The 21,563-nt window shown below is 35.3% G+C and carries 21 protein-coding genes; 6 read left to right on the forward strand and 15 right to left on the reverse strand.

From position 1 onward, the window contains the following. Positions 1 to 104 precede the first annotated feature (104 nt). The 6 genes from mutL to LNP04_RS10815 all read left to right on the forward strand — a co-directional run bounded on the left by mutL (position 105) and on the right by LNP04_RS10815 (position 5,487). The gene (gene mutL, locus LNP04_RS10790; protein WP_229982980.1) at positions 105 to 1,886 is read left to right on the forward strand and encodes a DNA mismatch repair endonuclease MutL; all 1,782 of its coding nucleotides are present in this window, start codon (positions 105 to 107) and stop codon (positions 1,884 to 1,886) included. 3 nt (positions 1,887 to 1,889) lie between these two features. Further along, positions 1,890 to 2,654 (forward strand): rhomboid family intramembrane serine protease, encoded by a 765-nt coding sequence (locus LNP04_RS10795; protein WP_229982981.1) that lies wholly within the window; start codon positions 1,890 to 1,892, stop codon positions 2,652 to 2,654. 4 nt (positions 2,655 to 2,658) lie between these two features. Then, a complete protein-coding gene (locus tag LNP04_RS10800; RefSeq protein ID WP_229982982.1) occupies positions 2,659 to 3,651 on the forward strand; it encodes an endonuclease/exonuclease/phosphatase family protein in 993 nt (330 codons plus the stop codon). Between the two features lie 74 nt (positions 3,652 to 3,725). Beyond that, on the forward strand, positions 3,726 to 4,709 hold the full coding sequence (locus LNP04_RS10805) for an endonuclease/exonuclease/phosphatase family protein (protein ID WP_229982983.1): 984 nt from the start codon (positions 3,726 to 3,728) through the stop codon (positions 4,707 to 4,709). Positions 4,710 to 4,713: 4 nt separating this feature from the next. After that, positions 4,714 to 5,055 carry a hypothetical protein gene (locus LNP04_RS10810; protein ID WP_229982984.1) on the forward strand — a complete coding sequence of 114 codons (342 nt, stop codon included), beginning with the start codon at positions 4,714 to 4,716 and terminating at the stop codon, positions 5,053 to 5,055. Positions 5,056 to 5,079: 24 nt separating this feature from the next. Next, positions 5,080 to 5,487 carry a hypothetical protein gene (locus tag LNP04_RS10815; protein WP_229982985.1) on the forward strand — a complete coding sequence of 136 codons (408 nt, stop codon included), beginning with the start codon at positions 5,080 to 5,082 and terminating at the stop codon, positions 5,485 to 5,487. 30 nt (positions 5,488 to 5,517) lie between these two features. On the opposite strand, the gene LNP04_RS10820 is transcribed toward LNP04_RS10815, so the two are convergent. The 15 genes from LNP04_RS10820 to mraY form a co-directional block, all read right to left on the reverse strand. Continuing rightward, entirely contained in the window at positions 5,518 to 7,035 is a 1,518-nt protein-coding gene (locus LNP04_RS10820; protein WP_229986293.1) for a GH3 auxin-responsive promoter family protein, read from the reverse strand. 103 nt (positions 7,036 to 7,138) lie between these two features. Continuing rightward, positions 7,139 to 7,549 (reverse strand): BrxA/BrxB family bacilliredoxin, encoded by a 411-nt coding sequence (locus tag LNP04_RS10825; RefSeq protein ID WP_129535570.1) that lies wholly within the window; start codon positions 7,547 to 7,549, stop codon positions 7,139 to 7,141. Positions 7,550 to 8,035: 486 nt separating this feature from the next. Continuing rightward, positions 8,036 to 8,482: a GatB/YqeY domain-containing protein gene (locus tag LNP04_RS10830; protein ID WP_229982986.1), complete on the reverse strand. Its 447-nt coding sequence runs from the start codon at positions 8,480 to 8,482 to the stop codon at positions 8,036 to 8,038. A gap of 289 nt (positions 8,483 to 8,771) precedes the next feature. Continuing rightward, positions 8,772 to 10,679: a cell division protein FtsZ gene (gene ftsZ, locus LNP04_RS10835; protein ID WP_229982987.1), complete on the reverse strand. Its 1,908-nt coding sequence runs from the start codon at positions 10,677 to 10,679 to the stop codon at positions 8,772 to 8,774. Positions 10,680 to 10,764: 85 nt separating this feature from the next. Beyond that, the gene (ftsA, locus tag LNP04_RS10840) at positions 10,765 to 12,150 is read right to left on the reverse strand and encodes a cell division protein FtsA (RefSeq protein WP_229982988.1); all 1,386 of its coding nucleotides are present in this window, start codon (positions 12,148 to 12,150) and stop codon (positions 10,765 to 10,767) included. Between the two features lie 86 nt (positions 12,151 to 12,236). Beyond that, positions 12,237 to 13,193, reverse strand: coding sequence for a cell division protein FtsQ/DivIB (locus tag LNP04_RS10845; protein WP_229982989.1), 957 nt, complete (start codon positions 13,191 to 13,193; stop codon positions 12,237 to 12,239). A gap of 109 nt (positions 13,194 to 13,302) precedes the next feature. Then, positions 13,303 to 13,680 carry a GxxExxY protein gene (locus tag LNP04_RS10850; RefSeq protein ID WP_229982990.1) on the reverse strand — a complete coding sequence of 126 codons (378 nt, stop codon included), beginning with the start codon at positions 13,678 to 13,680 and terminating at the stop codon, positions 13,303 to 13,305. Between the two features lie 198 nt (positions 13,681 to 13,878). Further along, positions 13,879 to 14,025, reverse strand: coding sequence for a hypothetical protein (locus LNP04_RS10855; protein ID WP_229982991.1), 147 nt, complete (start codon positions 14,023 to 14,025; stop codon positions 13,879 to 13,881). A gap of 197 nt (positions 14,026 to 14,222) precedes the next feature. Further along, positions 14,223 to 15,587 (reverse strand): UDP-N-acetylmuramate--L-alanine ligase, encoded by a 1,365-nt coding sequence (murC, locus tag LNP04_RS10860; protein WP_229982992.1) that lies wholly within the window; start codon positions 15,585 to 15,587, stop codon positions 14,223 to 14,225. 12 nt (positions 15,588 to 15,599) lie between these two features. After that, entirely contained in the window at positions 15,600 to 16,250 is a 651-nt protein-coding gene (locus LNP04_RS10865; protein WP_229982993.1) for a hypothetical protein, read from the reverse strand. Then, entirely contained in the window at positions 16,250 to 17,383 is a 1,134-nt protein-coding gene (gene murG / locus LNP04_RS10870; RefSeq protein ID WP_229982994.1) for an undecaprenyldiphospho-muramoylpentapeptide beta-N-acetylglucosaminyltransferase, read from the reverse strand. The genes LNP04_RS10865 and murG overlap by 1 nt, the downstream gene beginning before the upstream one ends. A gap of 10 nt (positions 17,384 to 17,393) precedes the next feature. Then, a complete protein-coding gene (locus LNP04_RS10875; protein ID WP_229982995.1) occupies positions 17,394 to 17,636 on the reverse strand; it encodes a hypothetical protein in 243 nt (80 codons plus the stop codon). Between the two features lie 11 nt (positions 17,637 to 17,647). Further along, the gene (locus LNP04_RS10880) at positions 17,648 to 18,889 is read right to left on the reverse strand and encodes an FtsW/RodA/SpoVE family cell cycle protein (protein WP_229982996.1); all 1,242 of its coding nucleotides are present in this window, start codon (positions 18,887 to 18,889) and stop codon (positions 17,648 to 17,650) included. A gap of 11 nt (positions 18,890 to 18,900) precedes the next feature. Then, positions 18,901 to 20,247 (reverse strand): UDP-N-acetylmuramoyl-L-alanine--D-glutamate ligase, encoded by a 1,347-nt coding sequence (gene murD, locus LNP04_RS10885; RefSeq protein ID WP_229982997.1) that lies wholly within the window; start codon positions 20,245 to 20,247, stop codon positions 18,901 to 18,903. Between the two features lie 63 nt (positions 20,248 to 20,310). Beyond that, entirely contained in the window at positions 20,311 to 21,552 is a 1,242-nt protein-coding gene (gene mraY, locus LNP04_RS10890; protein ID WP_229982998.1) for a phospho-N-acetylmuramoyl-pentapeptide-transferase, read from the reverse strand. Between the last annotated feature and the right edge of the window lie 11 nt (positions 21,553 to 21,563).

Below are 21,563 nucleotides of genomic sequence, written 5' to 3' on the forward strand. Positions count from 1 at the left end.
ACGTGTAATCAGATTAATTTAATCAGACTTAATTTTTAATTCATCACCTATTTATTTTAAATCTTATTTCCTTTGACTATTTTTGTAAGTTCATTCATCATTTTATGTCAGATATTATTCAGCTTTTACCGGATCATGTAGCCAACCAAATTGCAGCAGGTGAAGTGGTGCAGCGACCTGCATCGATTGTAAAAGAACTTTTGGAAAACGCCATTGATGCCGGAGCTTCAAAAATAGAACTGATCATAAGAGATGCCGGCAAAAATCTCATTCAGGTGGTTGATGATGGAAAAGGAATGTCTGAAACCGATGCCAGAATGGCTTTTGAAAGACACGCCACTTCAAAAATACGAGCAACCGACGATATTTTTAAAATTTCTACAAAAGGATTTCGTGGAGAGGCTTTGGCTTCCATTGCAGCAGTTTCGCAGGTAGAATTGAAAACCAAACAGGCAGAATCTCCGCTTGGAACCAATATTTATATTGAAGGTGGAATTTTTCAGTTTCAGGAACCTGTACAGACTGCGGAAGGATCTAATTTTTTAGTTAAAAATCTCTTCTACAATGTTCCGGCAAGAAGAAAATTTCTAAAAAATAATAATATAGAATTCAGACACGTTATTGATGAATTTCAGCGTGTGGCATTGGCTCATGAAAATTTAGAATTTTCTATGTTTCATGATGATGACCCTGTTTTCAGACTGAGAAAAGGCACACAGATGCAAAGAATTGTGGATGTTTTCGGAAGAAAATTACATCCGCAACTGATTCCGATTAAAGAAGATATTCTTTGGTGTAAACTTCACGGATTTGTTGCTAAACCTGAAGGCGCAAAAAAGACCCGTGGCGAACAGTTTCTTTTCGTCAACGGAAGGTTTTTTAAAAGTCCGTATTTCAACAAAGCAGTGCAGGAAGCTTTTGAAGGGCTTCTTTTACCCGGATATATCCCAACATTTTTTCTTTTTCTGGAATTAGATCCTGAGAAAATCGATGTGAATATTCATCCGCAGAAGACAGAAGTAAAATTTGAGGATGAACATTTAATTTTTGCTTTGATTCGTTCTACCATTAAACGGTCATTGGGAATTTATAACATTGCACCAAGCTTAGATTTTGAAAGAGATCCACAGCTTGACGAAATGATGCAGAAAAGTTTTCCAAGCAAGAGCAACAATTCTGGTGGAAGCTTAAAAATGCCTGAAATCATTGTAGACCGTGATTATAATCCATTTTTAGAAGAACGAGAGGTAACCAAAACCGAGATTCATAATCTTACGGAAATGTATCATCAGAATATTTCTGCAGAACCTTCTAAAATTAATCTTTTTGAAGATGAAGATTTTGATGAAGATTTGATGCGCCTTCCGAACGGATATTGGCTGTTTAACAAAGGCGACAGAACGCTGATGCTTGATTTGGGTAGAATGCACCGATTATTAGTTGCCGAAAATAATAAAAATGTAAAAAAAGGCAACGTAAGTCACGCCTTACTGTTCTCTTTGGAGTATCACATGAACGAAATTGAGAAAAATAAATACAAATCCATTAAAAAATTTCTCCCAGAGCTCGGATTTGACATGAAAATTGCACATGAGAACGTGCTCAGAATCGATACTGTTCCTGAAGGATTGAAAGAAACTCAAGTGATGAAGTTTCTTGAAAATCTATTTGACATTTTAGAATATAAAACCGAGGACGAATTTATGCAGTTTTATCACAATCAATGGGCAAAAATGCAGTCGAAATCAAGATTTGATTTTATTTATAAAGCAGATGCTGAGCAAGTGATCAAAGACTTTACCGCATTAGGTTTCCCTGAATTTTTACCTACCGGAAAAAGATGCTTTTATGAAGTTCCGTTTAATGATTTGAAAAATAAATTTTAGAAGATGTTTAATAATATACCGCCGCTGACGAAGAATATAATTATACTGAATATTGTTGTTTATGTTGTGACCAATTTCTTTTTGTATGCCTTACACAATCAACAACTTTATTACTCTTTAGCAGCTTTTTTTCCTTTATCGCCCTTATTCAAATCTTGGCAGATTATTACCCACATGTTTATGCACGCCCCATTAGGAAATGGTTCTGGATTGATGCATATTTTCTTTAATATGTTTACGCTTTTCAGTTTTTCATTTTTAGAAAATGTTTTAGGTGGAAAACGATTTTTGATTCTTTATTTTTTAAGCGGAATCGGTGGCTTCTTATTGTTTAATGGGTGGGAATTCATTCAGGTTGAAAGACACGCAATGGAACTTGAGGCTCTCGGGTTTGATTTATCAGCTTATTTTTCTGGCGAAAATCAGGTTTTTAAGGGTTCTGTAGAATCGATTGAAACACAAAAAAGCCTTGTTGCAAACATTATGCAAACCATGAGTACACCATTAGTTGGTGCTTCAGGCGCAATTTTTGGTGTTGTAGCAGCTTTTGCAACTCTTTTTCCTAATGAAAAAATGATTATTCTATTTATTCCATTCCCGATAAAAGCAAAATATTTACTTATCGCTACAGTTGCAGGTTCAATATTTTTCGGAATTAATGGAAATATGGGAGGCATTGCTCACTTTGCTCACGTAGGCGGGGCTTTGGTGGGTTACATTCTTGCCAGAATATGGAGGAAACATTTGTATAGATTTAACCAACACTAACTTCGTGAAAATTTTCCGTATTATTCTTCTAATTGTTCACTTAGCCACATTATTTCTGTTGCTTAGTGTTTTACTGAACGCCTATATTCCGCCGAAAGTTTTTCCTTGGTTTAATCTTCTGTCTTTAGGATTTCCTGTTTTAATGATCGGATATGTTTTGCTCACATTTTTCTGGATTTTTTCCTGGAAAAAAAGAGCGTTTGTATTTATTTTTTTGGGATTATTTTTATTAAATCCTGTCAAAAGATGGGTTAATTATTCAACTGACAGTAAGGAAATTGCTAACCTAAAGATTATTTCTTTTAATGTAAAAGGTGGAAAATTAGGAATTGAAAACATTCAGGAATATATCAATCAACAAAATGCAGATGTCGTTTTGCTACAGGAAGATGCCGGTCGCAAATATCAATTTAAAGACCTTGAAAAAGACCATCTGACGCCTGTTATTTCTACCTATTCAAAATACAAAACTATAGCTCATAAGGAATTGTTTGCAGGGATGTACAATGAAGAATTTAATGCTTATTCTGAATATTCTGATATCGAAATAAAAGGAAAAAAATACCGAATCATCAACACCTATCTTCAGCCTTTTAAGTTTGAAAAAAGCATGGTCAAGCTCAATGGCAATAGTGAAGAGGATGAGCAAAAAGTAAAAGACATCGTGAAGCGATTAATTCCGACTTTCAAAATGCATCAGGAGCAGGTAGATATTATTCGAAAAAGTATCGATGAGTCGCCGTATCCCGTGATTTTAGCCGGAGATCTAAACTCAGTTCCCAATTCTTATGAGTATTACCATTTAGGAAAGGGCTTAAAAGACGCTTTTTTTGAAGTTGGAAAAGGAAGTGGAACAAGCTTCCATGATTATAAATTTCCTATCAGAATTGATTTTATTTTCACTTCAGCGTCAGTGAAACCTGTCACTTATCAGGTTGACCGTTCAGTAAAACTTTCTGATCATTTTCCGGTAGTTGCTACATTCAAAATTGATTGATTATAAGCCTATTCCGTTATTTATCATAATGTTGGCAGTGTTTTTGTTGCGAAAGATACATATCAGAGTTTTCAATGAAGCGTGTACATGTATTCTTAGTTTTTCATATTTTATTAATCGCATTATTACTAGGCACATTTGCCAACGCCTGGATCGCTCCAAACTATTTCAGCAAGCTCAATTTACTCTCTTTAGCCTTTCCTTATCTGATTGTTCTTCATCTTTTGTTAACAATCATCTGGTTTTTTAAACAAAAGAAAATTGCAATAGTTTTTTTGCTTTCGACTTTTATTTTTTATAATCCGGTGCGAAGATGGGTCAACTTTACACCACAACAGACCGCCCAGTCTCATCAGAAAGATATTAAAGTTTTAACATTTAATGTAAAATACGGAAGTTCAGGCTGGCCAACCGTTAAAAAATATATTACGGATCAAAATGCTGATATCATTCTCGTTCAGGAAAAAGATACCAGCACCGCATTAAGGAAAGATCTGGTGAAATACCCTTCGGTAATCCTTAAAACTAAGCATAAAATTTTGCGCCAAGGGGATCTAATCAATGATGACTCAAAAGGAAATTCATTTTACGCAGATATTGATATTGACGGAAAAATTATCCGAGTGATTAATGTTTATCTGGAACCTTTTAGGCTCAATAAAAATATGCTTGGTATGCAAGATGAAAACGGCGGAAAAGATGAGAAAAATAAAATGGCTACACTATTTTCAAGATTGATTCCTACATTCAAAACACATGAGGAGCAGGTGAAAAAAATCAGAAAAGCAGTTGATCAATCACCTTATCCTGTAATTTTGGCAGGAGATTTCAATTCAGTTCCTAATTCCTGGGAGTATTATAATCTCGGAAGAAATCTTGATGACGCTTTTCTAAAAGCAGGGAACGGAAGTTCTACAAGTTTTCATGATTACAAATTTCCTTTGAGGATTGATTATATTTTCACCTCAAAAAGCATTACACCATTAAATTACAAAGTCGATTATTCTGTAAAATTATCAGATCACTATCAGGTAATTGCAGAATTTCTATTAAATTAGTTCCATGAAAAAAGTATTGGCTGCGGGATGCATCATTTCCATATTTATAATTGCCTGTTCGAAACGTGAAGCGGCAAATACAAATGAAATTCAGGCAGTACAGCCTCATTATGACACGACGGCTATTGACTCTTTTTCAGCAGGAGCAACCACAGTAGATATTGTACGCCAGATAAGAATGTCTTCTCAAAAATATCAGGATTCGCTAAAAGAAGCAATAAAGCTAGAACAAGAAGAAAAACGAATTACTGCAGAACTTGAAAAGGAAAACAAGAAAAAACTGGAAGAAGAAAAGAAGTTGAAGGCTAAAGAAAATACGACCACCTCTACACCCAAAACAGATTAATAACATAATTTAAAGATACATACAATGAAAAAACAAATCTTAGCAGCAATCGCTGTATCAGCGGTTATCGTAAGCTGCACACAATCTACCTCAAAAACTGAAAAAGTAGAAAATCCGGACGGATCTGTCACCACTACCACGACAACCGAAAGCAGCACAGGCTTGGTAGATAGCGCAAAAATAGACAAAACAAAATCTGACATCAAAAACACGGTTGATAAAACAGGTGACAAAATTGAGCAAACTGCTCAGAAAGCAAAAGAAGATCTGAATGCAGCAGGAAAAGATATTAAAAATGAAGCCAACAAAGTAGGAAAAGACATCAAATCCGGCGCTCAGGAAGTTGGTAAAGATGTTAAAAACACCGCAGCACAAGGCGCTCAAAAAGTAGAAGATGCCGCAAAAAAACTGAAAGAAGACCTTAAAAAATAAAAACAAAACCGCAGAGATTTCTGCGGTTTTTTATGTTTTATTCATTTCCAATAAAGGATCAATATACTCTCTGTCATTACTCAAACGTGGCACTTTATTTTGTCCGCCAAGCTTTCCTTTAGATTCCAGCCAGCAATAGAACAAATTGGGTCTTGCAATGTGAATGACAGGTTTTTTCAACGTAATATTGTTATATCTTTTGGCTTCATAATCAGAGTTGATGGCTTTTAGATGCTGATCAAAAACATCGGTAAACTCTTCTAAACTATGCGGTTTTTCGCTGAACTCAAAAATCCATTCATGGGCACCGCTTTCGTTTTCTTTCATAAAAATAGGCGCTCCCGTAAAATCAGTAACGGCTGACTTTGTTGCTTCGCAGGCTTTTGTTAACGCAGATTCTACATTGGTGATCATCAATTCTTCACCAAACGCATTGATATAATGTTTCGTTCTACCCGTTATTTTTATTCTGAAAGGTGTGACTGAAGTAAAAATCACAGTATCTCCAATTAAATATCTCCACAGTCCTCCGTTGGTAGTAATCACCATCGCATAATTTTTCCCGATTTCTACATCTTCTAAACTTACTACTTTCGGGTTTGAGCAATGAAACTGATCCATCGGAATAAATTCATAGAAAATACCGTAATCCAGCATCAGAAGCATTTCGTCGCTATTCGGTCTATCCTGAATTCCAAAGAAACCTTCCGAAGCGTTGTAAATTTCGTAATAGTTGATATTCTTTCCAATAATTTGTTTAAACTGATCTTTGTATGGTTTAAAACTGATTCCACCGTGAAAAAACACTTCCAGATTGGGCCACAATTCTGAAATACTTTTAACGTCTGTTTCTTTCAAAACTCTCTGCAAAAGCACCATCATCCAACTTGGAACACCTAGAATACTTCCCACATCCTCATTCTTCACTTCAGAAGTAATTGCTTTAAGTTTACTTTCCCACTCTCCCATCAAAGAAACTTTCTTGCTTGGAGTGGTGGTAATTTCTACCCAAAATGGAAGATTATCAATTAAGATTGCAGAAAGATCTCCAAATTTTGTATTGAAATCGGCATATAATTCTGAACTTCCGCCCAAACGTAAATTTTTATTGGTGAAAAGCTGATTTTCGGGATGATTATTGGCATAAATGGATACCATATCCTTCCCAGCCTTCATGTGGCAGTATTCGAGGCTCTCTGCGGAAATAGGAATGAATTTGCTCTTGGCATTGGTCGTCCCGGAAGATTTAGCAAAATGCTTAATGTAACCGGGCCAACTTACATCTTTGTGTCCTTGTCTGGCTCTTTCAATGTAAGGTTCAAAATCTTCATAAGTAACTACAGGAACTTTATTTTTAAAATCTTGATAACTTGAAATGGTATTAAAACCATATCTTTTACCATATTCCGTATCTTCTGCATGAAACAACTGAGAAAACAGAATTCCGTTCTGCGTTTCGATAGGATGATCCATAAAATTCTGTATCTGATCTATCCTTTGGCGGATAAACCAATTGACTACCGTATTGAAAAGTGCTTTCGTTGCCATTTCAACAAATATAATCATATTTGAATTTCCAAGGAATGATTTAAATAAAAAACCGTCACAAAATTTGTAACGGTTTCTATATAAAGTGATTAATTACTTACAACTAGCAATATTCGTCATAAGCAGCCTGAAGGTTTGCTGCAATTGCTCCTGCAGGATTTCCTTCAATGTGATGTCTTTCCAGCATGTGAACCAATTCCCCGTCTTTGAAAAGAGCCACACACGGTGAGCTTGGAGGGAATGGAGCTAAATGTTTTCTAGCTGCGTCAACTGCGTCTTTATCAAAACCTGCAAATACGGTCGTCAAATGATCTGGCTTTTTCTCTCCGGTTAAAGAGTAAACTACGCCAGGTCTTGCTGCACCTGCCGCACATCCGCAAACAGAGTTGATTACTAAAAGAGTCGTTCCAGACTGCTTCAAAGCATCTTCTACCTGTGCAGGAGTTTCTAAATCCTGAAAACCTTTATCTGTAAGTTCAGCCTTCATTGGCAATACTAAATCTGATGGATACATTTCTTGTAATTTTTAATTGTATACAAATTTACAACATTTCTAAATTTATCTCAATTAATAAAAACTATTGATGCGTTCGCAAAACAAAATTAAAAAACATGTATTATACATTTAAATCACATTATAATTTAATTATTAACAATAATATTTAGTTAATATCTAATAATTTTTCACTAATTTTGAAATGGTTCTAAAAACTAATACCCATGAAAAAAACTTTATTTAAGTAATATCCATCAGTAATGACGATGTGAAATTTAGTTCCCTAGATATCAAAATTACCTAATCAATCCGTTTTTAGAATACTTTTAAAGGTAGTTTCAAATAAGTTTAACTAAAAAAATAAAGCCCGAAACATAAAGTTCCGGGCTTCGTTAATCAAATCGATATGCAAAGGTTGAATATCCTTTTTAAAATTGGATGATTGTTTTGGTTGTCAGTTGACACTATATTAAAAGCTATCAACCAATAACGGTCAACAATCAATTACGAAAGTAACTTTTTAGCCATCTCGGAAATACTTTTTCCGTCTGATTTTCCGGCTAAGTTTTTTGAAGCTAATCCCATTACTTTTCCTAAATCTTTAACCGATTCAGCTCTAGTTTCTGAAATTATCTGCTTGATTTCTGCTTCTAATTCTTCAGGAGATAATTGTGCGGGTAAAAATTTCTCAATGACTTTCATCTGAGCATCTTCCACTTCTGCCAAATCGTTTCTCCCTTGAGCTGTAAACTGCTCATAAGAATCTTTACGCTGCTTAATCATTCTTTGCAGAATTGCAATTTCCTGCTCAGGTGAAACTTCCGCTCCTAAAGCTTCGGTTTTCAGCAATAATATCTGAGATTTTACAGCACGAAGAGAATCTAAAGCCACTCTGTCTTTTGCTCTCATCGCTGTTTTTATTGCTTCGCTTATGGTATGTTCTAAACTCATATTCATTAATTTGAAAATTTGAAAATGGGATAATTTGAAAATGATTGATGCTGTGTTAATTTTTTATGCATATCCGTTATTTATCATAGCTCTCAATTTAACGCAAGGTCAAACAAGGAATCTTTAAATATTGCCCTTTTTAAGTTATACAAAGCCGTTAACTTAACAAAGAAATACAAAGCATTTTTAATTATGACAGGTTGCGGATAAGCTTTTTAATTTTTATCTAAAACACTATTTCCAACCGTTAAATTTTCAAATTCTCAAATTGCCCCATTTTCAAATTAATTTAATCTACATCTTTATTTAAAAATCTGTTTTCTCTGATCTGCATGTTTCCGTTGTTATCAGACAAATACGTGTTTATATTTTGGTCTGAGGCATTGGAGCCGTCAATAGAGATATTTTTTCTCTTGAAAGCCGGTACAGATTCAAATTCATTCACATGATCAAAATTCTGATAACGAGAGTTGAATTCTTTCAGCTTGTTTCTTCTTTCTGATGCTCTTTCCTGATCTGCAGGTTTGTTAACGAAAGTGAATTCAGATTCTGTGTGTCTCGTAGTTTCTATTTCCACTCTTTTTTCAACAACAGGTTTTTCTTCAGCTTTTGGCTGCTCCTGAGTCTGATAAAAAGTTTCAACCTTGTGAGTTGTTTCCTCTACTCTCTCGATTACTGCAGACGTTTCAACTTCATTTTTTGGCTGTCCGAAATCATATTTAGGTTCAACGATTGGTTCGTTCACCGTAAAGTTAAATTCAACCGCTTTTTCATCAGAATAATTGTTTTTGAAAGAATTGTCTTTTGGCTCTTCTTTTTTATTTTCAAAATCGAAAGAGAAAGACTGAATTTCTAAATCATTCGGATCGTCATCAAAAGAAAACAAATTAACATCGTCTTGAGCACTTGATTCTTCGTTTCTCCAGCTCTGAATAGGGCTTTCCAATGTATCTTCCTCTCTATCAGAGAATTTTATTTCAGTTTTTACATCTTCATCCTCGATAATCATTTTTTTTTCAGAAGCCGACATCTTAAATTGTGGCGTATCCTGCTCTTCATCATCTAGTCTGAAAAGATTTTTTCCGCCAAAATCATAACCTTGCTCAGGAGAAACTTCTCTCTCGTCTCTTGTTTTAAAAGGTGAAGCTTTAGGAGTTTCCAAAGCATCATTTAAACCAATTCTGATTTTCTCAGTAGGACCTGAAAACTTTTGGTTATCATTAGAAAAACCAGTAGCAATCACCAATACACTTACCGCATCACCTAATTCTTCATCAGCACCAACTCCAAAAATGATGTCTGCTGTGTGACCAGCTTCTTTCTGGATATAATCCATGATGATACCGATTTCATCCATCGTAGCTTCTTCTACACCGCTTCTGATCAACAATAACACATTTCTTGCACCTGTAATTTTGTTGTCGTTCAGTAACGGAGAGTCTAATGCCTTTCTAACTGCTTCCTCAGCTTTATTTTCACCTGAAGCCGTTCCTGTAGACATCAATGCCGTACCAGAATTCTGAAGCACAGATTTAGCATCTCTAAAGTCAATGTTGACATCAAAATAACCGGTAATAACCTCTGCCATACCTTTTGCAGCATTGGTTAAAACTTCATCGGCTTTTGAGAACCCTTGTTTAAAACCAAGATTTCCGAATTGCTGTCTTAATTTATCATTGTTGATGACAATTAATGAATCAACGTTATTTCTTAATTTATCTAAACCTAATTCTGCCTGATCCAATCTTCTTTTCCCTTCAAAGCTGAAAGGAACGGTAACGATACCTACCGTAAGAATTCCCATGTCTTTGGCAACTTTAGCAATAACCGGGGCAGCACCTGTACCAGTACCACCACCCATTCCTGCAGTAATGAAAACCATTTTGGTGTTTTGTCCCATCGCAGCTTTGATTTCTTCGATACTTTCGATTGCTGCTTTTTCACCCACTTCAGGATCAGCACCTGCTCCAAGACCTTCAGTAATGGTAACTCCCAACTGAACTTTATTTGAAACCGGATTGTTATCTAAAGTCTGCGCATCGGTATTGCAAATCACGAAATCTACCCCGTGAATCCCTTTTTCGTACATGTGTTTCAGGGCATTGTTTCCGCCGCCACCAACACCGATAACTTTAATGATCGAAGAATTTCCTTTTGGCAGATCAAATGAAAATCCTTGTGTGCCTATATTTTCCATACTTATATTTTTTATGTTTGATAAACGACTATGATAGTTGATGAGAAAAATCATTCATCGCTTATCATTCATCACTTCTATTAATTTATTCTACTTCTTCAAAGAATTTTTTCACTTTTTCCATCAGAGACTGTCCGAATGTTGGTTTTGAAGGTCTTGATGTTTGTACAGGAACCTGTGCTTCATGAATCGGCTGTTGAACTATTGTCTGCTGCACTTCTGTGTTTGCAGATTCGGTAGTCTGTGTAGACTCTATTTTAGCCTCAACTTTAGTTTCAACAATTTCTTCTACAGCAATCGTTTTTTTATCTCTGATCTTCAAACTTTCCATCAGTAAACCGATAGATGTTGCAAATTCCGGTCCTTTAAGATACTGGTTTTTATCGTTGGCAATATATTCATTTGCGAAACCAATTCTACTATCGAATCCTGTAGTATAATTTGCCAGCTGACGAAGATGCTTCAAGTTTGAACCACCACCTGTAAGAACAATTCCTGCAATCAGTTTTTTCTTTTGTTCGAAAGCTCCGTAAGCCTTTAACTCCGTGTTGACCATTTCCAAAATCTCCTCCACTCTCGCATTGATGATCTGTGCTAAAGTTTTTAATGAAATTTCTTTATCCGGTCTACCGTGAAGCCCAGGAATCGTTACAAATGTGCTGTCTTTTTCCAATTCAGGAACTGCAGAACCGAACTTAACCTTTAATTGCTCAGCGTGCTTTTCTATAATTGAACAGCCTTCTTTGATGTCTTCCGTAATAATTCCGCCTCCGTAAGGGATGACGCAAGTATGACGGATGATATTATCTTTAAAAATAGCAATATCTGTAGTACCACCACCGATATCTACAATGGCTACTCCTGCTTCTTTCTCTTCTTTGGTAAGAACGGCTTCAGAAGATGCTAAAGGCTCTAAAGTTAGCGCTTCCATCTCCAAACCTGCTTCTCTTACACATCTTGCGATGTTTCTGATGCTTCCCATTTGTCCTACAACAACATGAAAATTGGCTTCAAGACGTTTTCCGTGCATTCCGACAGGCTCCTGAATTTCTCCTTCAGAATCAACCTTATATTCCTGCGGTAAGACATGAATAATTTCTTCACCCGGTAGCATGACCAGTTTTTTCACCTGGTCTTTCAGCGCTTCGATGTCATCATCTGTGATAAATCTGTCCGGATTCTCACGCATAATGTAATCTGAATGCTGCAGCGAACGAATGTGTTTACCCGCAATACCCACGGTGACCTTATGGATAGGTACACCTGCACTCGACTGTGCTTCTGCCACAGCTGCTTTAATGGAGTTGATGGTTTGTGAAATATTATTCACAATTCCCTTATGAACTCCAAGACTTTTGGCCTTACCAACACCGAGAATTTCTATTTTCCCGTGTGCATTCCTCCTTCCGACAATGGCGACAATCTTGGTTGTCCCGATGTCAAGACCTACTGAATACTCTTGATTTTCCATTGTTTTATATCGATTTGATTTAATTGCTTTTTTATTTGATAGGATTTTATCCTATCCTTTGTTAAGTCGTCCCTTCGAGACTCTTTTTATTCTATTTTGACTTTTGCTTTCGTCTTAGGCTTCGTGGCCGGTTTCTTTTTCTCCTTGGGTTTGACGACAGCTTTAGGCTTTGTATTTTCTTTTGGTTTTAAAGAAGTTGAATTCGCCTTTTTTACTGCTGGTTTCAGATGGATTTCTGGTTTTTTAACTGTAACAACTGCTACCGGAGTTTTCGCTAAATCTTTATGCCCTGCTTTTAAAATACTGTCATTTTCTTTAAAATAAGGATTCAGAGTCGTTACAATCTGATTCTGATATTTTACCGAAACCATACTGTATTTCTGAGGATCCTGAAAAACAAGATATTTCTCAACAAAAGTTTTAAAACCTTTTACTTTTAATTCAATATTTTCTAAATCTCCAATCTCCACTTTATAATTTCCTTCGCTCGTCAGAAGATTGTAGCTGTCTTTATATTTTGAAATTCCGATGAAATATTTTTTACTAAAATCATCTTTGTCAATTTTATCAACCAATTCCGCAAGCTTTTCATATTCGTCTTTCTTCACATCACCTGTCACCAGCATACAAGGATGAGAATAGGTTTTGGAAATCGGAAATTCTGTTCCTTTCTCGTCTACGTAAAAATCTTTTCCATTATAATTTAACCTGAAAACCGGAACTCGCTGTTTGATATCTAAATTCAGTTTTCCATTTAAATTTAAATACACATTCGCACTGTCTACAGCTGGAAGTGCATTGATTTTCTTTTCCAATTCCGGAATATTTAAATCTCCAACCTTTCCTGACGGATTTTCTTTGATAACGATTTGCTTGATATCTTTTTCGTCAATAAAGTACACCGGAGTTTTCTCATTCATTTTTACAGAAATTTTCTCATCTGTAATCTTCTGGTCACTAAATTTCTTCAAAGAGAAACTCAGCAGGAACCCAAGAATGATTACTGTGATGGCAATTTTTAAAATTCTGTATTTGTTTTTCATTTTGCTTGTTTTCTTTTAACGCTATGGTCGCAAGGTTTTCTTAACATTAATATCGCTTAATTTTTCTTTCGCAAAGGCGTTTCACTTAGCTACGGCTTAATTTTTTATATTATAATTTGTTTACTACTCTTTTTACTCCGTTTTTAAATAGTGTAGAATGAAAATTTAAAATCATTCCTAATTTTATGTTTGATATTCTCAAATAATTTAAAAGTTGGAAAAAATGATAATCATTAATTTCCGGAACTGCTTTTATTTCAACAATAACTTTGTTTTCAATAAATAAATCTACTCTGAAAGCTTTTTCTATTATCAAACCTTCATACTCGACAGCTATATCTTTTTGACTCTCAACATTTAATCCTTTTATTTTCAATTCGTGAATTAAGCATTGTTCGTACACATTTTCATAAAGACCGATTCCAAGTTTGCGATGAATTTTTATTCCTGCATCAAAAACTAAACTTGAAATTTCATTTTCTGTCATCCTCGTAATGTGTTTATCTTAACGCTATGGTAGCAAAGTTTTTTTACACTAACTAAGCTTACTCTTCGATCGCTAAGGCGTTTCACTCAGCTACGGCTTAATTTTTATTTTTTATTATTCTCAGCTTTAATTTGCTGAGTGAAACGCCCTTGCGAACGATTTTTCATAATATTGTTAAATTTCTTTGCGCTCGTTGCGTTAAAAATTATTTCCACTCAACCATTCACAAATCGGATCATACAGTGTATCCATATTTCCTGCTCCGACCGTCAGCAAAATATCAAACTCCTTTTCTTTTATCTTACTAAAAGCTTCAGGCAAACTTGAAATTTCATTTTCTGTCATCCTCGTAATGTTTTTATTTTAACCTATGGTCGCAAAGTTTTTTTACACTAACTAAGCTTATTCTTCGGTCGCTAAGGCGTTACACTCAGCAACGGCTTAATTTTTATTTTTTAATATTCCCAGCTTTAATTTGCTGAGTGAAACGCCCTTGCGAACGATTTTTCATAATATTGTTAAATTTCTTTGCGCTCGTTGCGTTAAAAATTATTTCCACTCAACCATTCACAGATCGGGTCATACAGTATATCAATATTTCCTGCTCCGACTGTTAACAAAATGTCAAATTCTTTTTCTTTTATCTTATTAAAAGCTTCAGACAAACCTGAAATTTCCTTTTTATCTAAAGTCACTTTTTCCAACAACCAATCTGAAGTAATTCCTTCAAAATTCTCCTGAAGTTCTCTTGCAGGATAAATATCCAACAAAATCAACTCTTCAGAATTGCTTAAACTTTCAGCAAATCCATCCACAAAATCTCTCGTTCTGCTGAACAAATGCGGCTGGAAAACCACCAACAATTTTTTATCAGGATAAAATGTTTTGATCGAACCAACAACTGCATTAATCTCTGTAGGATGATGTGCATAATCGTCAATATAAATTTTACCGCTCGGATAAATATGTTTTGTATATCTTCTTTTTATGCCTTTAAAATTGGCAATTGCCTTCTTCAACGTTTCAAAATCAACTCCAAGATTGCTTAAAATTGCCAATGCAACCGTTGCATTTTCTACATTATGAATCCCCGGAACGTCCCAGACAAAATCTTTTACCGTTTCCGTTGGTGTATGAAAATCAAAATAGATTTTATCATAATCCATGCGAAGATTGTCTGAGTAATAGTCGGCAACTTCGTTTACGGCGTAGGTTTTATGCGCTCTGCCGATTTCTATTCCTTTTCTTACAAAAAGCTGTTGGTCTGCAGGAACTAAAGCTGCAAACTGCCTGAAACCTTCTTCAATCGTATTTTTATCGCCGTAAATATCCAAATGATCAGCATCTGTCGAAGTAATCACTGCCCAATCCGGAGAAAGGTTAAGGAAACTTCTGTCGTATTCATCGGCTTCCACCACAGAATACTGAGTTCCATTATAAAGGAAATTTGATTTAAAATTCTCAGAAATTCCACCTAAAAAACATGAAAAAGGCAAATCTGCTTCTTTGCACAAGTGCGCAACCAAAGTAGACGTCGTTGTCTTTCCATGAGTTCCAGCAACAGCGATGCAATCAGTGTTTTCGGTAATTAAACCTAAAACTTTTGCACGTTTTAAAACTTCAAAGCTATTTTCATTAAAATAATCTAAAATTCCCAACTTTTTAATTGCTGGAGTATAAATTATCAATGTATTTTCTTTTTGAAGTGACGTGATTTTATCATCAATGAAATCTTCAAAAACAATATCAATTCCTTCACTCATCAAAGCCGTCGTCAATTTTGTATTGGTTTTATCGTAGCCCAAAACTTTTTTGCCCGAAGCATGGAAATAACGCGCTAAAGCACTCATCCCGATACCTCCTATACCGACGAAGTAAAAATTTTGATATGTTTCTAAATTGTTCATTTGTTTAAATTATTATCTAAAAAGGCTTAATCCAATCCATATAAAAAATGCTATACCTGAAATAATCAGAATATTTTGACCATGACTTCTGTCTTTTCTTTCAAAACCGTAAACTCTGTCACCGTTTGGAAGAGCTTTCTTATAATACATTAAATATCCACCAATAAATATCCCTAAAAACCCACCTAAACAAGCAGTCGAATAACCAATAATGATAAGCCATGTAGGACTTTCTTCTTTAGTGGAAAGATCTTTTATTCTTTGCTTATTAATTACATTTAAGAGTTCGGGATTAATTTCTTTTCCTCTTTCTTTTAATATTTTTTGAGCGAGTAAATAGTCAAACTTATTCCATTCCTCTTTTTTCATCACTATTTCAATCAATTCTTCATCAGAATAATCAAATAAATGGTAATCTTTCTCTACATTTTCGACTTCGTTTTTTACAAGCTCTTCTTCTAATTTTTCAACCAAATTAAAGTCTTCCCAATGTATCTTTAGTTCAAATTGTTTTGTATTTATATCTCCTCCAAAATTTGAATCTAATTGAGAAGAATTGTTTGCCAATTCATAAGTAATGTGATTCAACTCCAAAATTTTCATTAATTCTAAAGCATCATCTTCATAAATGAATTTTCGATAAACTGAAAGTCCTTTTATCATTACTTAATTATTTTAAATATCTCATCCACAATCTCCTTCGCCGCATTGGGTTTAGCAAAATATAGCAGATTTTTTGACATTTCTTTTCTTACACTTTCATTTTCGCAGATCTCTGATAATGTATTCCAGAATTTTCCCTGCATTTCCGAGTCTTTTACCATTTTGGCCGCGTTTTTTTCAACTAAAGTCATCGCATTTTTAGTTTGATGATCTTCCGCTGCAAACGGAAATGGCACCAATAAAACAGGTTTCTGAGCAACAGCTAACTCTGAAATGGCAATTGCACCCGCTCTTGAAACTATGACATCAGCTGCAGAATAGGCAGTTTCCATGTCTTTGATGAATTCTTTTATTTGGATCTGGTTGCTGGTTGTTGGTTGTTGGTTGTCGGAACTTCCATCAACTGACAACTGACAACTATCAACTATCTCTTTATAATCCAATTTTCCGGTTTGCCAGATTAACTGATACCCTTTTTCTTTTAAATGATCTAAATTATCTTTCCAGCCGTTGTTTAGTGTTCTTGAGCCTAATGAACCACCAACCGAAAGAATCGTGAGTTTATTTTGATCTAAACCCATTTTCTCTTTTGCCTCGGAAGTTTCCTGCATTCCTGAAATGATATTTTCACGAATCGGATTTCCCAAAAACTTTATTTTTTCAGCCGGAAAACCCTCCACTTTTGGATAAGCTGTGAAAACTGCTTTTGCTTTCTTACTTAATATTTTATTCGTCACTCCTGCATGCGCATTTTGTTCCTGAATAAAAATCGGAATCCCCATTTTGCTTGCTTCATATAAAGCGGGGCCGCTCGCAAAACCGCCTGTTCCCACCGCAAAATCCGGAGCGAAATTTTTAATTATTCTTTTAGATTTAGATAAACTTTTCAAAATCTTGAAAGGCAGACCCAAATTGGATAAAATATTTCCTCTATCGATTCCTGCAATATCAATTCCTTCAATTTTATAACCTGCCTGCGGAACTTTTTCCATTTCCATTTTTCCGTTGGCACCGATGAACAAAAATTCTGCATCAGGAAATCTTTTCTTGATTTCGTCTGCAATAGCAATGGCCGGGAAGATGTGTCCTCCTGTTCCGCCACCGCTTAGTAATACTTTTAGTTTTTTGTTCATCATATCGATTTTAAGCTGTAGGTTGATTTTCAATCAAATCAATAAATTCTACATCAACCAAAATTTCATTTTTAGCATCAATAACCTTCTCGGAAATAGCTTTCACAGTATACATCGCATCGTTAAGCTCAATAACTTCGTCGACTTCCAATCTGAAAGTTTCAAGAAAACTGCTGATATTCTCGTTGGTGTCAATCACCACAGTATTCTCTGTGTTTTTGCTGTCAGTAAATGTAATTTTTCTTATTTCCATATTTTTTTGTTCTAAGCAATATCATTGATCTCGACGATGCTTTGTTTTTTGCCCATTCCTTCTTCATCATATATCTGGATTCTTGAGCTTATATTTAAAATAATTCCTAACTGTAAATAGGTCACCAACATAGATGTTCCCCCATAACTTATTAATGGCAACGGCTGTCCGGTAACCGGAATCAGATTGACAGCAACGGCAATATTAACTGCTAACTGTACAAAAATCATCACCCCGAGACTGAGTACGAGCAGTGAGCCAAAAAACGCAGGCATCTTACTCGCTATCATCACTATTCTGATAATCATAATAAGATACATACTGATGAGGAAAACCGCTCCTATTGCACCATATTCTTCAACAATTACTGCAAAAATAAAATCTGATGCAGACTGTGGAAGCATTTGTTTTAATGCACTTTTTCCAGGTCCCATTCCGGTAATTCCACCGTGAACGATTGCAGCTTTTGCCTGCATGACCTGATAGTTTTTTGCCTTTACACTTTCATCATCAACATCAGCTGTTTTTGCTTTGCTTGAGGTAAATGTTTCGATACGGCTCATCCAAGTATGCACACGGTTTCCACCGATCAGATTGGTGTTTAAGGCAACCAATAAAAACAGAACAATCGCTACAAAGGATGATGAAATAAATCCTGCAATGTACTTCCAGTGAAGCTGTCCGATGATCAAAACGATTACTGAAACCATTAAAATCATCAAAGCTGTAGAACCGTTATCTTTTGCCACGAGTACAAAAACCAATAAAATCGGCCCGAAAATAAACCCTACATTTTCACCAACCGTACGCTCTCTGGTTATTTTTTTAGTTAAATATCTGCACAAGTAAATAATCAACATTAAAAACGCAAATGACGAAGGCTGAAATGAAATCGGTGTTCCAGGAATTTTCAACCATCTTGAGGCGCTCGCTCCATCAATCGTTTGTCCGGTAAACATGGTTACCACCAATAAGAGAATCATTAAACCAAGCAAAATACTGCTGAGCTTACCGATGTATTCGTATTTGACCACACCAACGAATCTCATGATGACCAATCCTAAGATAACAAAAAACATATGCTTCATAACGTGACCCGTTGTAGTTCCGTTATTGACAATGTATTCCAAATTTGAACTTGCAGAATACACGGGGAAAATCGAGAAAATAGAGATCACAATAATGACCATCCAAAGCACTTTATCGCCCTTTAGATATTCAAACTTGTTTTCGTCTGTGTACTGTTCGTTCATATTCTTTGCTTTTAGCTGTTGCTATTAGCTGTTGCTTTTAAAACCTGTTCTTTAAACTGATTGCCACGGTCTTCGTAATTTTTAAATAAATCGAAGCTTGCGCAACATGGTGATAATAAAACCGTATCACCGCTTTTCGCTAATGATTTCGATATTTTCACCGCTTCTTCCATACTGGAAGTATCATAAATAAACTCTTTTTTATCTTTAAAGAAGTCTATAATTTTTTGATTGTCAATTCCTAAGCAAACAATTGCTTTTACTTTTCTTTTAACTAAATTCTCAATTTCTGAGTAGTCATTTCCTTTATCTTGTCCGCCAACAATCCAAACGGTCGGGGTTTTCATACTTTCTAAGGCGTAATACGTTGCATTCACATTGGTCGCTTTGCTGTCATTGATAAATTTTACACCATCAATTTCAGTTACCAATTCGAGTCTGTGCTCAACTGCCTGAAAGGTCATCAATGAATTTCTGATGCTTTCATTATTGATTTCCAATATTTTACCGGCAATTGAAGCGGCTAAGCTGTTGCCAACATTGTGAGTTCCCATTAAAGACAGTTCATCGATTTTCATCGAGAATTTATCTTTAAGCTTTACAATTAATTCTTGCTCATCTATAAAACCACCTTCATTCAGTTTCTCTTTGGTAGAGAAAGGAATCATCTTCGCTTTGATTTCAAATTTCTCTAGAATATTTTTGCTCATTTCATCATCTTTATTGTAGATGAAAAAATTGTCATTCTCCTGATTTTCAGCGATTCTGAATTTTGCCAGAGCATATTCTTCGTAGTTGTAATTGTACTGATCTAAATGATCCTGAGACAAATTCAACAATAAAGAAATATAGGGTCTGAAGTTCTGAATATCATCCAGCTGGAATGAGCTTACCTCCAAAACATAATATTCATGGTTTTCATCTGCAACCTGCTTTGCAAAACTGTAACCAATGTTTCCGCCCAAACCTACATTCATTCCGTCACTTTTCAGAATGTAGTAAATCAAAGACGTTGTAGTTGTTTTTCCGTTACTTCCGGTGATGGCGATAATCTTGGCGTTGGTAAATTCTGAAGCAAATTCTATTTCAGAAGAAATTCTGATTCCTTTCTCATGAATTTTTTGAATCATCTCTGCCTTCTTGGGAATTCCAGGGCTTTTTACAATCCAATCTGCGCTTAAGATTTTTGCTTCATCGTGGTTTCCTTCTTCGAATTCAATATTATTCTCAGTCAGAAACTGCTTGTAATGATCCTTAATGGCTCCTTTGTCTGAAAGAAATACTTCCAAACCTTTCTTTTTAGCCAAATAAGCAGCACCACAACCGCTTTCTCCACCTCCTAAAACAACTATTTTCATAATTCTGTTTTGATTTAATGATTGAAAAATTTAATTATTAAATAATTTCAATTTTAAATTAATTTATCTCATTTTCAATGTAATAAGACATACAATCGCTAACATGACACCGATAATGATCATTCTATTGACGATTTTACTTTCATGAAAACCATCCTTCTGATAATGATGATGCAATGGAGACATTTTAAACAATCTATTGTTCTGGGCATATTCTAACCCAAATTTTCTTTTTCTGTATTTAAATACAACTACCTGCAACATCACTGAAACATTCTCTATTAAGAAAATTCCGCAAAGCACAGGAATCATTAATTCTTTTCTTAAAATAACCGCCAAAACAGCTATTACACCACCCAGCATCAAACTTCCGGTATCTCCCATGAAAACCTGCGCCGGATACGTATTGTACCAAAAAAATCCGATAACCGCACCTACCATGGCGACGACAAAAATCGTGGTTTCACCCATATTGGGGAGGAACATGATGTTGAGATAATCTGCAAAAATGATATTCCCTGAAACGTAGGTAAAAAATGCCAACGTCAGTAAAATAACCGTACTTGTTCCGGCTGCAAGACCATCAATTCCGTCGGTAATATTGGCTCCGTTGGAGACTGCAGTTACAATGAAAATTACAATGGGTATGAAAACAATCCAAGCCCATTCGTGAGCATCTTCGTCATTCATCCAAAATAAAACTCCGCTGTAATCAAACTCATTATTTTTAGCAAAAGGAACTGTGGAAACAGTGATTTTCTCAGCAGGCATAAAGTTTTGCTCTACATTGTTTCTGTTGACCACTTTTGTATCTGCATATTTTCTTTTCACCGTAATATCGGGATGGAAATACATTGTCACTCCGATAATTAACCCTAAACCGACCTGTCCGACAATTTTAAATTTCCCGCTTAAACCATCTTTATTTTTCTTGATTTTCTTTAAATAATCATCTAAAAACCCGATTGCACCCATCCAAACTACTGTTACAATCAAAAGAACAATATAAATATTCGTGATTCTTGTAAATAACAAAACTGGAATCAGAGTAGCAATAATAATGATGAAACCTCCCATTGTAGGTGTTCCTTCTTTTTGCTTTTGCCCGTCTAATCCTAAGTCACGAACCAACTCGCCCATCTGTTTCCCTCTCAGGTAATTGATGATGCTTTTTCCGTAAATAAGAGCAATCGTCAAAGACAACAAAACTGCCATCCCTGCACGGAAAGAGATGTACCTCATCATTCCCATTCCCGGAATGTGGATGCCTTGGCTCGTTAAGTATTCGTATAAGTAGTATAACATTTAGTTCAAAT

Origin of the sequence: Chryseobacterium sp. C-71, from assembly GCF_020911865.1 — a bacterium.
Lineage (GTDB): Bacteria > Bacteroidota > Bacteroidia > Flavobacteriales > Weeksellaceae > Chryseobacterium.

Bases quoted from the DNA above. Each gene is read 5' to 3' on its own strand.
- LNP04_RS10805 (WP_229982983.1), top strand. From the start codon at position 3,726: ATGAAGCGTGTACATGTATTCTTAGTTTTTCATATTTTATTAATCGCA.
- LNP04_RS10795 (WP_229982981.1), top strand. From the start codon at position 1,890: ATGTTTAATAATATACCGCCGCTGACGAAGAATATAATTATACTGAAT.
- LNP04_RS10855 (WP_229982991.1), bottom strand. From the start codon at position 14,025: ATGACAGAAAATGAAATTTCAAGTTTGCCTGAAGCTTTTAGTAAGATA.
- LNP04_RS10845 (WP_229982989.1), bottom strand. From the start codon at position 13,193: ATGAAAAACAAATACAGAATTTTAAAAATTGCCATCACAGTAATCATT.
- ftsA (WP_229982988.1), bottom strand. From the start codon at position 12,150: ATGGAAAATCAAGAGTATTCAGTAGGTCTTGACATCGGGACAACCAAG.
- murC (WP_229982992.1), bottom strand. From the start codon at position 15,587: ATGAACAATTTAGAAACATATCAAAATTTTTACTTCGTCGGTATAGGA.
- LNP04_RS10875 (WP_229982995.1), bottom strand. From the start codon at position 17,636: ATGGAAATAAGAAAAATTACATTTACTGACAGCAAAAACACAGAGAAT.
- LNP04_RS10850 (WP_229982990.1), bottom strand. From the start codon at position 13,680: ATGACAGAAAATGAAATTTCAAGTTTAGTTTTTGATGCAGGAATAAAA.
- LNP04_RS10880 (WP_229982996.1), bottom strand. From the start codon at position 18,889: ATGAACGAACAGTACACAGACGAAAACAAGTTTGAATATCTAAAGGGC.
- LNP04_RS10830 (WP_229982986.1), bottom strand. From the start codon at position 8,482: ATGAGTTTAGAACATACCATAAGCGAAGCAATAAAAACAGCGATGAGA.
- LNP04_RS10820 (WP_229986293.1), bottom strand. From the start codon at position 7,035: ATGGCAACGAAAGCACTTTTCAATACGGTAGTCAATTGGTTTATCCGC.
- LNP04_RS10810 (WP_229982984.1), top strand. From the start codon at position 4,714: ATGAAAAAAGTATTGGCTGCGGGATGCATCATTTCCATATTTATAATT.
- ftsZ (WP_229982987.1), bottom strand. From the start codon at position 10,679: ATGGAAAATATAGGCACACAAGGATTTTCATTTGATCTGCCAAAAGGA.
- LNP04_RS10815 (WP_229982985.1), top strand. From the start codon at position 5,080: ATGAAAAAACAAATCTTAGCAGCAATCGCTGTATCAGCGGTTATCGTA.
- LNP04_RS10865 (WP_229982993.1), bottom strand. From the start codon at position 16,250: ATGATAAAAGGACTTTCAGTTTATCGAAAATTCATTTATGAAGATGAT.
- murD (WP_229982997.1), bottom strand. From the start codon at position 20,247: ATGAAAATAGTTGTTTTAGGAGGTGGAGAAAGCGGTTGTGGTGCTGCT.
- mutL (WP_229982980.1), top strand. From the start codon at position 105: ATGTCAGATATTATTCAGCTTTTACCGGATCATGTAGCCAACCAAATT.
- mraY (WP_229982998.1), bottom strand. From the start codon at position 21,552: ATGTTATACTACTTATACGAATACTTAACGAGCCAAGGCATCCACATT.
- LNP04_RS10825 (WP_129535570.1), bottom strand. From the start codon at position 7,549: ATGTATCCATCAGATTTAGTATTGCCAATGAAGGCTGAACTTACAGAT.
- murG (WP_229982994.1), bottom strand. From the start codon at position 17,383: ATGAACAAAAAACTAAAAGTATTACTAAGCGGTGGCGGAACAGGAGGA.